Origin of the sequence: Paraburkholderia sp. SIMBA_030 (genome assembly GCF_046535245.1) — a bacterium.
Taxonomy (GTDB): domain Bacteria; phylum Pseudomonadota; class Gammaproteobacteria; order Burkholderiales; family Burkholderiaceae; genus Paraburkholderia.
The window spans coordinates 1-363 of record NZ_JAWRXB010000155.1 but is presented as its reverse complement, the minus strand read 5'-3'; the positions used below and the strand labels follow the sequence as shown (position 1 = coordinate 363).

The window sequence follows — 363 nt, the reverse complement described above, 5'->3', positions numbered from 1 at the left end:
TATAATGATGAAAAAAAACAAGGTAAACTGAAAAAAAGTTATCTTTAGAAAAAATACAAATCGCTAAAATTAATAATCCTGGGAAATTTTTTGGTGGAACTCGAATTGTACTATTAACAAGCGATTGTAATGGTCCTCATAATGGAAGTAGGTCACAAACTGGAAACGATACGGGAAGGCGATAAATTCTTTAAAATGAATAAATTCTTTTTTTTAATTATCCTTCTTTTCTTAAAAATACAAGGGCAAAATGCCCCATCCTTTCCCGTAACAGATAAATATTTCGGTACTAATATTGTGGATCCCTACAGAAACTTGGAAGATCTTCAAGACTTAAAAACAGTTTCATGGATGAAACTACAA

General features: G+C 30.6%; 1 protein-coding gene. It reads left to right on the top strand.

Annotation, left to right across the window (positions count from 1 at the left end):
- Window positions 1-141: 141 nt before the first annotated feature.
- Window positions 142-363: hypothetical protein (locus tag SB772_RS39450; protein WP_410838446.1), on the top strand; the 222-nt coding region annotated here is incomplete at its 3' end.